General features: G+C 59.6%; 13 protein-coding genes, 1 tRNA gene and 1 riboswitch. Of the genes, 11 read left to right on the top strand and 3 right to left on the bottom strand.

Annotated features, from left to right (window positions below; translation table 11 throughout):
• Window positions 1-119: 119 nt before the first annotated feature.
• Entirely contained in the window at window positions 120-344 is a 225-nt protein-coding gene (locus NE547_RS07940) for a hypothetical protein (RefSeq protein ID WP_256175262.1), read from the top strand.
• A gap of 170 nt (window positions 345-514) precedes the next feature.
• Here the strand turns inward: NE547_RS07940 and NE547_RS07935 are convergent, their stop codons facing one another.
• Together NE547_RS07935 and NE547_RS07930 are read right to left on the bottom strand one after the other, a co-directional pair.
• On the bottom strand, window positions 515-1,729 hold the full coding sequence (locus tag NE547_RS07935) for an S-layer homology domain-containing protein (RefSeq protein ID WP_186906412.1): 1,215 nt from the start codon (window positions 1,727-1,729) through the stop codon (window positions 515-517).
• Between the two features lie 226 nt (window positions 1,730-1,955).
• Window positions 1,956-2,201: a DUF3781 domain-containing protein gene (locus NE547_RS07930; protein ID WP_305148473.1), complete on the bottom strand. Its 246-nt coding sequence runs from the start codon at window positions 2,199-2,201 to the stop codon at window positions 1,956-1,958.
• A 198-nt stretch (window positions 2,202-2,399) separates the two neighbouring features.
• Between NE547_RS07930 and NE547_RS07925 the strand changes: the two genes are divergently transcribed.
• From NE547_RS07925 to NE547_RS07905, 5 genes are all read left to right on the top strand, one after another.
• Window positions 2,400-2,476, top strand: a tRNA-Pro gene (locus NE547_RS07925).
• Window positions 2,477-3,055: 579 nt separating this feature from the next.
• Window positions 3,056-3,147: riboswitch (ZMP/ZTP riboswitch) on the top strand.
• A 53-nt stretch (window positions 3,148-3,200) separates the two neighbouring features.
• The gene (locus NE547_RS07920; RefSeq protein ID WP_256175260.1) at window positions 3,201-4,871 is read left to right on the top strand and encodes a formate--tetrahydrofolate ligase; all 1,671 of its coding nucleotides are present in this window, start codon (window positions 3,201-3,203) and stop codon (window positions 4,869-4,871) included.
• A 22-nt stretch (window positions 4,872-4,893) separates the two neighbouring features.
• The gene (locus NE547_RS07915; RefSeq protein WP_256175258.1) at window positions 4,894-5,511 is read left to right on the top strand and encodes a cyclodeaminase/cyclohydrolase family protein; all 618 of its coding nucleotides are present in this window, start codon (window positions 4,894-4,896) and stop codon (window positions 5,509-5,511) included.
• Window positions 5,511-6,371, top strand: coding sequence for a bifunctional 5,10-methylenetetrahydrofolate dehydrogenase/5,10-methenyltetrahydrofolate cyclohydrolase (locus NE547_RS07910; protein ID WP_256175257.1), 861 nt, complete (start codon window positions 5,511-5,513; stop codon window positions 6,369-6,371). The genes NE547_RS07915 and NE547_RS07910 overlap by 1 nt, the downstream gene beginning before the upstream one ends.
• 4 nt (window positions 6,372-6,375) lie before the next feature.
• The gene (locus NE547_RS07905) at window positions 6,376-6,888 is read left to right on the top strand and encodes a GNAT family N-acetyltransferase (protein ID WP_256175255.1); all 513 of its coding nucleotides are present in this window, start codon (window positions 6,376-6,378) and stop codon (window positions 6,886-6,888) included.
• A 129-nt stretch (window positions 6,889-7,017) separates the two neighbouring features.
• Here NE547_RS07905 and NE547_RS07900 read toward each other — a convergent pair whose 3' ends face one another.
• Window positions 7,018-7,875: an acetyl-CoA hydrolase gene (locus tag NE547_RS07900; protein WP_186906407.1), complete on the bottom strand. Its 858-nt coding sequence runs from the start codon at window positions 7,873-7,875 to the stop codon at window positions 7,018-7,020.
• A gap of 380 nt (window positions 7,876-8,255) precedes the next feature.
• On the opposite strand from NE547_RS07900, the gene NE547_RS07895 reads away from it, so the two are divergent.
• From NE547_RS07895 to NE547_RS07875, 5 genes are all read left to right on the top strand, one after another.
• A complete protein-coding gene (locus NE547_RS07895; protein ID WP_186906406.1) occupies window positions 8,256-8,981 on the top strand; it encodes a hypothetical protein in 726 nt (241 codons plus the stop codon).
• A gap of 70 nt (window positions 8,982-9,051) precedes the next feature.
• Window positions 9,052-9,255 carry a ferredoxin family protein gene (locus NE547_RS07890; protein ID WP_256175252.1) on the top strand — a complete coding sequence of 68 codons (204 nt, stop codon included), beginning with the start codon at window positions 9,052-9,054 and terminating at the stop codon, window positions 9,253-9,255.
• A gap of 14 nt (window positions 9,256-9,269) precedes the next feature.
• A complete protein-coding gene (gene vorB, locus NE547_RS07885; protein WP_256175250.1) occupies window positions 9,270-10,352 on the top strand; it encodes a 3-methyl-2-oxobutanoate dehydrogenase subunit VorB in 1,083 nt (360 codons plus the stop codon).
• Window position 10,353: 1 nt separating this feature from the next.
• Window positions 10,354-11,091 (top strand): thiamine pyrophosphate-dependent enzyme, encoded by a 738-nt coding sequence (locus tag NE547_RS07880; protein WP_256175248.1) that lies wholly within the window; start codon window positions 10,354-10,356, stop codon window positions 11,089-11,091.
• Window positions 11,092-11,103: 12 nt separating this feature from the next.
• Window positions 11,104-11,649, top strand: coding sequence for a 2-oxoacid:acceptor oxidoreductase family protein (locus tag NE547_RS07875; RefSeq protein ID WP_186906402.1), 546 nt, complete (start codon window positions 11,104-11,106; stop codon window positions 11,647-11,649).
• Window positions 11,650-11,781: the final 132 nt, after the last annotated feature.

The raw sequence follows: 11,781 nt of genomic DNA, 5'->3' as shown, positions 1-11,781 counted from the left end.
CGCGCCCTTGCACAGCGGCGCGGCTCCGTTTCGCCTTCCGCGTAGGTTCGGGCGAACGCGCAATCATTTCCTGCGTAAAGGGCGCTGGAGCGGCGCATACTGATCCGGAGGTGATTCGTATGCGTCAGCCCTATCGGGATCTTTACGCCCTGTTCCGCCATGAGCCGGAGGCAGAGGCCTACTTCAATTCCCTGCCTTCCTATGTACAGGAACAGCTCAACGCAAGCTATCAGGCGGTAGATTCCATGGAACGTCTGCGTGATTACGCACAGCGCATGTCCCGTTCGTATCCGGCGGAGGTCATCGGCGGACGCGTTTATCTGCCTGCGCCCACCTGGTATTAGCTCTTATCGGGACCGGGGGAATCGGCCCGGCTGCGCGAACGTTTGGCGCCCGGCGCCCCCTTGTTCCGCACGCACGCGGGGCGGCCGGACATCCCTCCGCTCAGGTATCTCCACTATTTTCGCAAAAGCGGACGGTCCTGCATTCCTGGGGCAGGGCCGTCCGCTTTGCCTCATACGCCCATATAGGAAAAGTGCATATAGTCCTTGTTCGTGGGCCAGGCGTCGCCGCCCCAGCTGTAACCGTGGGCCTTGAAACTGCGCACCACGCTTCCCTCGGCAGGGATGGACCAGGGGTCTTTGCCCGGCCGCCAGTAGGCGCCTGCACCCACCGTGCCGTTTGGATATACCTGATAGTTTTCATTCCAGTTGATGTCGATCGCGGTACCGCAGTTGTGTTCTCCTTTGGCGCCGTCCGTCCAGCGAAAACCGCCGATATCTTTCACGGGGAACTGTTCCGGATCATTGAAAATCTCGGTAAAGATTTCCGTCATATCGGCAGCCAGAGCCTTGTGGATCATAAAGGTGACCTCTCCCGCCGTTTTCTCCCCTGTGCTCTCATTCAGCCGCCATACGGGCACGGTAACCTCCGTCATATTGGTCCGGGCCTCCGCTTGGTCGGTAAAACGGCGCTTTTCCGCACTGCCAAAAAGCCGTTCTCGTTTGGCGCCGTTCTCCCCCAGCGTCCGCAGTTCGACCGGATGCGCCTGGGCAGAATCCGTCTGCGTTTGGGCGGGGGCCAGATCTTTCTCCGCTGTTTCCTGCTCCAACACCGCCCCGCTGCTCAGATCCAGCGTCCTCAGCAGCAGCGTTGCGCCCTGGGCCCGGCTCAGGACTGCGCTCCCCCGGAACGTGCCATCCGGATAACCGGTCATCAGTCCCAGCACATAAGAACGCGCTACAAAAGCCTGATAGGATGCGGGCAGCTGCTGAAAATCCGCCACGGCCGGCTCCGCCGCCGGAAGCGGCTCTCCTTCCAGCACCCGAAGCGCCAGCGTTACCGCATCCCGGCGTGTTACCGGCTCGCCCAACGTGGCTCCATTTACCGTAACAAAGTCCCCTCCGCAAAGTACGCCTGCCGACAGGGCCGCCTCATAGGCCGGAAACGCCCAGTGCGTTCCCGGCAGCCGTTCACCGGAGCCATACTGCTCCGGATAAAAGGTCCGGGCCAGCATGGTCAGATATTCGCCCCAGCTCAGCGTCCCCTCCGGAGCCATGGTCCCATCCGGAAGGCCGCCCAGTACCCCCAGCGCTTCCGCCCGTGCCATGGTCTCATATGCCCAGTGTTCCTCTGTCAGATCGGTCCATCCAGCCGCACGGGCAGGCGAGGCAATCAGCCAAGCCGCCAATATCAGCAGACCAACGCCCCTTAATACGCCGTTTTTCATGCTTCCACCCCTCTGTTTTCGACATTATATCACAAAAACAGTTCAGGGGGAACACTGTAATCACCCGAAAGCCCGCGCTTGTCTATTTTCCCAGCCGCTTCCTACCCGTACCGGGAATCTCCCTGTTCCCGTTTGTGTTGCTGCGAGCTTCATCCATAAATCATTTGTCGGAATATACGAAAAAGGCAGCCGCCTTAAACATAGCAGCTGCCCGATAGATCCGGGTTTACTGGATCGTATGTGCTGTAATAATCGTATAACTATAAGCATTGATCGTTATCTTTTTATCGTCGATCTCGCAATACCAGTTCTTTCCTCTCCGGTATATATTATAGTTTCTATCCAAAATCCTATTTTTACAATATTCAACTACATCAGCGGTATCTAACTTCAAGTTTCTTCTAATCCTGTCAACCCCCATTTGAGTAGTATGAATTTTATCAAGATGATCAAGCAATACTCTTTCTTCCATGATCGGTCCTCCGGCAAATCCGATTTGATCAATCTCATTTTACGATACGATTGAATGGTCCGCAATGGGGCTTTCGGTAAAATCGACGGATTTTGATTCCAGCAACAGCTGCAATGGAAGGGAGCCGATAGAAGGGAGTCGATAATTCTCTGCTTGACAATTTCTTTTGAAATCACTATAATATCTAACAGTGTCCATCGGGGTGTGGCGAAGTTTGGTATCGCGCTTGGTTCGGGTCCAAGAGGCCCGGGGTTCGAATCCCCGCACTCCGACCAAATCCTTCATGTGAAAACATGAAGGATTTTTCTATTTGTCAACATCTTGTTTTTGGAACGCTTTTAGGCGGCCCTCTAATTGAACACATGACGAACACCCCAAGAAAATGTATGTTGAGATGTCATCCTTTAGAAGGATGCCCTTGCATAAAACAGTTCAGTCACACTACATAGAATATGATTTTATGGTATATGGTTCGTCACATTACGCAAGTTTCGTTTGGTATCATGAAATCCGTCAGAGAAATCTGTGGATTGAAATTATGTCGTGCGGCTGAATTGCGGCAGCAGCTTGAAACCGTTGGAGCTTTTGTTTCCAACGGTTTTCAAGTTCCATAACTACACTACGCGCATCGGGGCGTCCAGTTTGCCGGATGCATGTCCTGTGTTATACTCTTGCTCATGAGGGATAGGGCCTCCTCTCGTCAAGTTGTTGTGTGGTAACTCAACTTTAACCGATGAGGCCTTATCTTTCATCCTTTTTTATTCATCTGTCCAACATGTATTGTAGTCCTACACAAATTTACCAAGCCGTCCGCTCGTCCTCTTGACGCGGGCGGGCGGGCCGTGATACACTACAAACGACCATACGACTGACGGAAGTGGAGCAACCACATGGAGTGTGGCCGGACGTAGACCGCGTCCTCTTGCCGACCGTCTGGGCACACTGATGATTGAGTGTGCCCTTTTTTGTATTTTGGGCACATGGAAAAGAGGGAATACTATGAAGACCGACATCGAAATCGCACAGTCCTGCCGGATGAAGCACATCCGGGACGTCGCGGAACTGGCGGGCGTGGACGAGGATTATCTGGAGTATTACGGCAAATACAAAGCCAAAATCGACCTGAAGCTGCTTTCCGACCGTGCCGGAGCGCCCGACGGCAAGCTGGTACTGGTCACCGCCATCAACCCGACGCCCGCAGGTGAGGGCAAGACCACCACCACCGTGGGACTGGCCGACGGCATGCGCCGCCTGGGAAAGAACACCGTGGTCGCTTTGCGGGAGCCCAGTTTGGGCCCGGTTTTCGGCGTCAAAGGCGGCGCGGCCGGGGGCGGATATGCCCAGGTGGTCCCCATGGAGGATATCAACCTCCATTTTACAGGAGACTTTCACGCCATCGGCGCGGCCAACAACCTGCTGGCCGCCATGCTGGACAACCATATCCAACAGGGCAATGAGCTTGCTGTCGACGTGCGGCGCATCACCTGGAAACGCTGCATAGACATGAACGACCGTCAGCTGCGCAGCATCGTCTGCGGCTTGGGCGGCAAGGCCAACGGCATGCCCCGGGAGGACGGCTTTGACATTACTGTGGCCTCTGAAATCATGGCGGTGCTCTGTCTGGCCGACGGCCTGACTGATCTGAAAGCGCGTCTTGGCCGTATGGTGGTCGGCTATACCAGCACCGGCGCCCCTGTCACCGCCCATGACCTAAAGGCTGAGGGCGCCATGGCTGCCCTGCTCAAAGACGCGCTGAAGCCCAACCTGGTTCAGACGCTGGAGGGTACCCCCGCATTTATCCACGGCGGTCCATTCGCCAATATCGCCCACGGCTGCAACTCCGTCATGGCTACCCGCGTGGCCCTCAAAATGGGAGATTACGTCATCACCGAGGCTGGCTTCGGCGCCGACCTGGGGGCGGAAAAGTTTTTGGACATCAAGTGCCGCCTGGCGGGCCTGACCCCGTCCGCCGTGGTCATGGTGGCCACGGTCCGGGCCCTCAAGCATCACGGCGGCTGTCCCAAGGGGGCTTTGGGCACGGAAGACCTTGCCGCGCTGGAGCGCGGCCTTCCCAACCTGCTGCGGCACGTGGAGAACATCACCGCCGTCTACGGCCTGCCCTGCGTGGTGGCCATCAACCGCTTCCCCACCGATACAGAGGCCGAGCTGCGGCTGGTAGAGGACAAGTGCCGCTCCCTGGGCGTCAACGTGGCTCTGTCCGAGGTATGGGCCAAGGGCGGCGAGGGCGGCATGTCCCTTGCCCGCGAGGTGGTCCGGCTGTGTGAAACGCCGGGCAGTTTCACCTGCTCCTATGCGTTGGATCAACCCATTGAGCGGAAGCTGGAGCAGATCGTCACCAGGGTTTACCACGGTGACGGCGTGGATCTGACCCCAGCGGCCAAAAAGCAGGCTGCGGAACTGACCGCCCTGGGCTTTGGCGCGCTGCCCATCTGCATGGCAAAGACCCAGTATTCCTTCTCCGACGATCCGTCCCTGCTGGGTGCTCCGGAGGGATTCCGGGTGACGGTGCGCAGTCTGAAGGTCTCCGCCGGGGCCGGATTCATCGTTGCACTGACCGGCGATATCATGACCATGCCCGGCCTGCCCAAAGTCCCTGCGGCCGAGACGGTCGATGTGGATGAGAACGGCCGAATCTCCGGCCTGTTTTGATGGAGAGAGGGGGAGCAGCACAGTGAACACGGCGGAACAGACCTGCGGCGGCTTTCTGGATGCACTGGCCTCCAAGGCCCCTGTGCCGGGCGGCGGAGGTGCCTCCGCGCTGGTGGGGGCGCTGGGTGCCGCCCTGTGCACCATGGTAGGAAACTATACCGTTGGAAAGAAAAAGTATGCCGCAGTGGAGGCGGACGTCAGGGTCCTTATGGAGAAGGCCGAGGACCTGCGCGGACGGCTGCTGGCGCTGGTGGACCAGGACGCCGCCGCCTTTGAGCCGCTTTCAAAGGCTTATTCAATCCCCAAGGACGATCCGCAGCGGGACGCCGTCCTGGAGCGCTGTCTGCGGGATGCCGCCGCCGCGCCCATGGAGATCCTGCGTCTTAGCTGTGAAGTGATCGGCCTTCACAAAGAGATGCTGGAAAAAGGAAGTCTTCTGATGCTCTCCGACGTTGGCACAGGGGTCATCTTCTGCCGGAGCGCCCTCTACGGCGCATGGCTCAATGTGAAGGTGAACACCAAAAGCATAGCCGACCAGGCCTTTGCACGGGCTATGAATCAGGAAGCGGACGATTTGGTCAGCCAATATGGGAACGTCGCCGATCAGGTCTATCAATCCGTGATGAGGAGGTTTTCCTGATGGCCCGGCTTTGGAAGGGCGCGCCGGTAGCGGCTGCCCTGAGCGAGCGGGTGGCCGCCCAGGTCGAGCGCTTGAAGCAGCGCGGGGTCTCCCCCGCACTGGCCATCGTTCGGGTCGGCCAACGCCCTGAAGACCTGTCCTATGAGCGCGGGGCGCTCAAACGCTGTGAAATGGTCGGCATTACTATAAAGCAGTTTATCCTGCCTGATACAGTGGAGCTGACGGAGCTGCTGCACATCGTCGAAGCGATCAACCAGGACGCCGCGATCCATGGTTGTCTGCTGTTTCGCCCTCTGCCCCGGCATCTGGACGAAGCCGCCGTCTGTGCCGCGCTCGCCCCTTCCAAGGATGTAGACGGGATCACCGCCGGTTCCCTGGCCGGAGTGTTTGCTGGCAGCGGCAGCGGCTTTCCCCCCTGTACTGCACAGGCCTGCCTGGAGATCCTGGATTACTACGGCTATGAGCTGACCGGCAAGCGGGCGGTGGTGGTGGGACGCAGTCTGGTCATTGGGAAACCAGCGGCCATGCTGCTGCTGCAGCGAAACGCCACGGTCACGCTCTGCCACACCCGTACGGCCGATCTGGCGGCTGAGTGCCGCCGGGCCGACGTGCTCATCGCGGCGGCCGGGAAAGCCGGGATGCTGGGCGTATCCCATATCGCCCCCGGTCAGGCGGTCATCGACGTTGGCATCAACCTGGATGCGGATGGGATGCTGGTGGGCGACGTGGACTTTGCTGCTGCAGAACCGGTGGCGGACGCCGTCACGCCTGTCCCCGGCGGCGTTGGCGCGGTGACCACCTCGGTGCTGGCCCGTCACGTGGCGGAGGCCGCTGCGCGGCTGCATGGCCTTGGGGGGTAATTTTATGATCACATTACGCTCCCCCGCGCCGTCCGACCGGGAGCGGATCTGGGCGTATCGAGCGGAGTTCCTCCGGGCCGGGGACAGTCTGGACGGTACCGCCGCGCTGGACCGTGCGGAATCCTTTGCGGAGTGGTTCTCCGCCGTGGAGGACAATCGCCGTGCGGAAAGCGTGCGTTCCGGAATGGTCCCTGCCACCTCTTTTTTGGCGGAGGATGCCGCCGGCTCATTGGTCGGTATGATCCAGCTCCGCCACTGCCTCAACGACTATTTGCTTCACTTCGGCGGGCACATCGGCTACAGCGTACGCCCTTCCCAGCGCAGGAAGGGCTACGCCACGGAGATGCTGCGTCTGGTGCTGGAGGAGGCCCGCCGCCTGGGTCTGAAACAAGTCCTGGTCACCTGCGACGCCGCAAACGAGGCCTCCCGTCGTACCATTCGGACAAACGGCGGCGTACTGGATGGCGCGATTGCGGAAGGCGGACGTCTCACCCAGCGGTATTGGATTGCCTTATAAGAACAGGAGGAGGGCGGATATGCAGTGCATATCCGCCCTCCTCACGGTTTTTAAAATGTTTGAGATCAGATGCAGCCCGCTGCGCACACTGCGGGATCGTTTCGACAAGCCGACGCGGGGCCGCCCGGCTCAGCGCATGGTAAAGTTGCCGCGGAACTGGGTCATATTGTCGCTGGCGGCGTAATCCGTCAGGAACATGCCCACAATGCCGAAGTTGGACTTAAGGAAGGGAAACTGGGCCTGGGGCGCGGCCTCAGGGGCCTCCTTGGCCCACTCAGGCTGAGCCAATTCCTGTTTGGCCGCCTCAATGGCGGTGCACCACTCGTCAGGGCCCTCAAACCACAGCTCCACCAGGCGGTGGAACTGGCACCCCACCACGTCGTGGTAGATCCTGCTGGACAGGAAGCGGGTGACCTCAGGGCGATTCTGGAAATAGGGCGCCATCACATCGTGGAACCACTTCTCACCGGTCTTCTCGCAGGGCCAGCGCAGGACAAACTGCCAGCGGTAGTTGGGGCCATCCTTTACGGTGCGGCCGGCGCCCTTGAAATCCTCCTCCCAGTTGATGGGCACATGGGCAAATACAAAGGGCGGGCAGCCGTTATCGCCGCCGGAGGAGCGGTGCTCCTCTCCGGTCATATTGGCCATTTGCGCGATCGCTTCGTCCGAATCGGGCAGCATGCCCTGCCAGCGCAGTACTTCCGGCGGCATAACCTCACCAAAGGCATTATTGCGCATCTCAGGCAGCATTTCGTTGATGAGCCAGTAATGCTCGGTCATCTGCATCCGGCGGGTGCCGAAACGTTCGCCGCCCGGCGGCACCGGAAGCGCGTTATAAAAGGCGTACTTCACACAGTAAGGGGTAAACTTGGAGATGCTGTCCGGGATGTGGGTGTTGTACAGCCAGTGCTGCAGGCGATGGCGATACTCCTCACGGACGCAGTCTACAAAAATCAGGCTGCGCATGGGACGAAACTCAAACGACATGTCACTCGCTCCTTTATTTTCCTCTTTTCACGATAACCGTTTTGATATGGGTCCGCGCACCGAACCGAACGGCGATCCCCGACCGCCCCGGCCCCATCTGCGTACACACTTGCGGGAAGGCGGCAATCTGGCCATGAACCGCGGGCCTGCCCTCATGAGTTAAGCATAGCATCCCCCTCGCCGTTTGTAAAATAGTTCTTTTGATATGCTTCCCGGACCGCTGACCCCTGACCCGGCTGCGGGTCAGGGGGAGTTCCCAGCCAAAGCAGAATTTTTCGATTTTGCTCTTGCAATCATGGGAAAGAACGTTTACAATATCTTATATCCTGCAAGACTTCCCGGAGGGACGGGAAGGAGCACGGAATCCGGGAGGGATGCCGATGGAAAAAAGCAGCAGCCTGCGCCCCCTCAGGCTGGGGGAACAGACGAAAAACTTCGTTTTTCTGGGGGAAGCCGGAAGCGGCAAGAGCGAGATCGCCATCAATTTTGCCCTGTCCCTGCACCAGCAGGGCGGTAAAGAGGTCCACCTCTTCGATCTGGACATGACCAAGCCCCTGTTCCGCAGCCGGGATCAGGGAGAAGCGCTTGCGGCGATGGGCATCCGTTTTCACTGTGAGCAGCAGTTTATGGACGCCCCCACAGTGACCGGCGGCGTCACCCGTCTTCTGCGGGAGGAGCGCTGCTACACGGTCCTGGACGTGGGCGGCGACTACATCGGGGCCCGCTCCATCGGCGGCTACGCTCCCCTGCTCAACGATAGCCGTACCGCCGTCTACTACGTGATGAATCCCTTCCGCCCCTGGTCCATGACCATCGACCACATCGACCGGGTCCTGGGCGAGACTCTGGGCGTCTCCCACGTCCAGCTGGATCACCTGAAGCTGATCGGCAATCCCAATCTGGGCATCCACACCACCCGGGAGGATGTGTTGGACGGGATCCGTACCTTGACCGAACTGGTCGCCCCCTACAAGCCCCTGGACTTTTTCTGTGTTTGGGAACCCCTGTACGAGCAAGTGAAGGGCGCAGTTTCCGCCCCGCTCCTCCCCATCCGCCTGTATCTCACCTATCCCTGGAACAGGATGCCGGAAGACGGCTCGTACTGAGTTCCAAAAATTTTTTGTTCAAGGTTTGCAAGATGCAAGATTATAATTGAAGGTAGAAGGAGATGTCATTATGGCAAAGGTCCAAATCGTGGCGGAGCGCTGCAAAAGCTGCGGCTATTGCATCAAGTTCTGTCCCAAGCATGTGTTGGCCATCGGCGACAAGGTCAACTCCAAAGGGTACGAATACGTCGTACCTGTGAGCCCGGACGACTGCATCGGCTGCTGCATCTGCGGCCGCATGTGTCCCGACGGGGCCATCGAAATCTACAAATAAGGGAGGGCACTGAAATGGCAAGAGTATTTATGAAGGGCTGCGAGGCCATCGCGGAAGCGGCCGTGCGGGCCGGCTGCCGGTTCTTTGCTGGATACCCCATCACCCCGCAGAACGAGATTCCCGAATATTTTTCCCGCCGTCTGCCCGAGGTGGGCGGCACCTTCGTCCAGGGCGAGTCTGAGGTCGCTTCCGTAAACATGGTCTACGGCGCCGCCTCTGCGGGCACCCGGTCCATGACCTCCTCCTCCAGCCCCGGCATCGCCCTGAAGAGCGAGGGCATCTCCTACTGCGCTTCTGCCCGCATCCCCATGGTATACGCCAACATCTCCCGGGGCGGTCCCGGCGTGGGCTCCATCCAGCCCGCCCAGATGGACTATTACCAGGCCACTAAGGCCAGCGGCAACGGCGGCTTCGAGATGATGGTCTTCGCCCCCGCCACCGTGCAGGAGGCCGTTGATATGACCTACAAGGCCTTTGATTACGCCGACCGGGACCGCAACCCGGTGCTGATCCTGGCCGACGGCGTCATCGGCACCATGATGGAGCCGGTGGTGCTGCCCGAGATGAAGAGCGACGAGGAGGTCGCTGCCATCAAGGCGTCCAAGCAGTCCTGGGCCTGCGTGGGCCACGCGCTGGACTACGCCCATCGCTCCTGGATCCAGCCGGGCCAGTGGTCCACGGTACGGATGCAGGAAGCCAACGAGGACGCCGCCGCCCTGTATGCCTCCTGGGAGAAGGATGTACAGGTAGAGGAATACCGGCTGGAGGACGCGGAGATGGTCATGACCGCCTACGGCATTTCCGCACGCATCTGCAAGTCTTCCGTGGATCTTCTGCGCGCGCAGGGCATCAAGGCCGGCCTGATCCGCCCCATCACACTGCATCCCTTCCCCTACAAGGCCTATGACCACATCGACTACAGCCGCGTCAAGGCAGTGCTGGATGTGGAGATGTCCATCCCCGCCCAGTTCGTCACCGACGTGGCCGCAGGCGTGAAAGACCGCTGCCCCATCGAGACGTGCCTGTGCTCCGGCGGCAATATTATGAGCCGCGACAAGGTCCTCGACGCGGCCAAGAAGATCATGGAGGGGAAATAAGATGGAAAAGATCTATGGAAGAACGACCACCATCCAGGAGGACAAGGTCTCCGGCTTCTGCCCCGGCTGCATGCATTCCACCGTCATCAAGCTGATCGGCGAGGTCCTGGACGAAATGAAGCTGGTCGACAAGGCCGCCTGCGTGCTGGGCATCGGCTGCTGCGGGCTGCATATGGATTACATCGCCTACGACAACACCACCGCCCCCCACGGCCGTGCCTGTGCCGTGGCCACCGGCATGAAGCGTACCAATCCCGACAGTCTGGTCTTTACTTATCAGGGAGACGGCGATTTTGCCTCCATCGGCCTGGCGGAATCCATCTCCGCCGCAAACCGGGGTGAAAACATCACCGTGATCTTCATCAACAACGGCATCTACGGCATGACCGGCGGCCAGATGGCCCCCACCACGCTGGTCGGTATGAAGGCCTCCACCGCGCCCCGCGGCCGCGATCCCAAGGAGCACGGCTACCCCATGCATATGTGCGAGATCCTCAACCAGCTCACCGCGCCCGCTTATCTGGTACGCACCAGCTGCAATACCCCCGCCAACGTGAACAAGACCAAGCAGGCCATTCACAAGGCCTTCCAGAACCAGCTGGACGGCAAGGGCTTCTCCATGGTAGAGATCGTCACCAGCTGCCCGACCAACTGGGGTATGGACGCGCTGAAGGCGCTGGACTTCATTGAGGAAAAAATGCTGCCCGAGTTCCCGCTTGGCGTGATTCGGGACCGGTAAGGAGGAGCGGAAATGGAAACCAATCTGTGTGTAGCCGGCTTCGGCGGCCAGGGCGTCATGACCCTGGGCAAATTTCTGGCGGACGCCACCTGCAATTCCACCGATAAGAATGTGACCTTCTTCCCCTCCTACGGCGCCGAGCAGCGCGGCGGCACCGCCAACTGCTTCGTCGTCATCTCCGACGAGGCCATCGGCGCTCCTTTGGGCGACGTGATGGACGACCTGATCGTCATGAACGGGCCTTCGCTGGCTAAGTTTCTGCCCACGCTGAAGCAGGGCGGCAATCTGTTCATCAACAGCTCCATCGTCTCCGACGACATCGGCCGCAGCGACGTGAAGCTGGTCAAGGCCCCGGTCACGGAACTGGCCCTGGAGATGGGCAACGCCAAGGTGCTCAACGTCATCATGCTGGGCGTATACGTAGGTTATACCGAGGTCATCGATCCCGCTATCGTGTGGGAGACCATCGAGCACAAACTCGCCTCCAAGCCCAAGCTGCTGCCCCTCAACAAACAGGCCTTTGAAAAGGGCCTGGAGCTCGGACGGGGACAGCGGTAATCCGGCTGAATCATGAATGTGCCCCCTCTGTCCACGGCAGAGGGGGCACAAGAGCTTTTCGATCAAGCGGAAAAGCCGCTTTGGAGGATTGAACTGCCCCAGGTTGTGCGGACCGTACAAAAAGGGGCCCTG

It is taken from the genome of Flavonifractor sp. DFI.6.63 (genome assembly GCF_024462255.1).
In the GTDB taxonomy this organism is placed as follows: Bacteria; Bacillota; Clostridia; order Oscillospirales; family Oscillospiraceae; genus Lawsonibacter_A; species Lawsonibacter_A hominis.
Note: the sequence above shows the minus strand (reverse complement) of the source record. Positions and strands in the feature narration are given on the sequence as shown.

What these genes read in the sequence shown, in the direction of transcription:
- NE547_RS07880 (WP_256175248.1), top strand. Translation starts at nt 10,354, where the DNA reads ATGGAAAAGATCTATGGAAGAACGACCACCATCCAGGAGGACAAGGTC.
- vorB (WP_256175250.1), top strand. Translation starts at nt 9,270, where the DNA reads ATGGCAAGAGTATTTATGAAGGGCTGCGAGGCCATCGCGGAAGCGGCC.
- NE547_RS07940 (WP_256175262.1), top strand. Translation starts at nt 120, where the DNA reads ATGCGTCAGCCCTATCGGGATCTTTACGCCCTGTTCCGCCATGAGCCG.
- NE547_RS07890 (WP_256175252.1), top strand. Translation starts at nt 9,052, where the DNA reads ATGGCAAAGGTCCAAATCGTGGCGGAGCGCTGCAAAAGCTGCGGCTAT.
- NE547_RS07920 (WP_256175260.1), top strand. Translation starts at nt 3,201, where the DNA reads ATGAAGACCGACATCGAAATCGCACAGTCCTGCCGGATGAAGCACATC.
- NE547_RS07930 (WP_305148473.1), bottom strand. Translation starts at nt 2,201, where the DNA reads ATGGAAGAAAGAGTATTGCTTGATCATCTTGATAAAATTCATACTACT.
- NE547_RS07935 (WP_186906412.1), bottom strand. Translation starts at nt 1,729, where the DNA reads ATGAAAAACGGCGTATTAAGGGGCGTTGGTCTGCTGATATTGGCGGCT.
- NE547_RS07875 (WP_186906402.1), top strand. Translation starts at nt 11,104, where the DNA reads ATGGAAACCAATCTGTGTGTAGCCGGCTTCGGCGGCCAGGGCGTCATG.
- NE547_RS07900 (WP_186906407.1), bottom strand. Translation starts at nt 7,875, where the DNA reads ATGTCGTTTGAGTTTCGTCCCATGCGCAGCCTGATTTTTGTAGACTGC.
- NE547_RS07910 (WP_256175257.1), top strand. Translation starts at nt 5,511, where the DNA reads ATGGCCCGGCTTTGGAAGGGCGCGCCGGTAGCGGCTGCCCTGAGCGAG.
- NE547_RS07905 (WP_256175255.1), top strand. Translation starts at nt 6,376, where the DNA reads ATGATCACATTACGCTCCCCCGCGCCGTCCGACCGGGAGCGGATCTGG.
- NE547_RS07895 (WP_186906406.1), top strand. Translation starts at nt 8,256, where the DNA reads ATGGAAAAAAGCAGCAGCCTGCGCCCCCTCAGGCTGGGGGAACAGACG.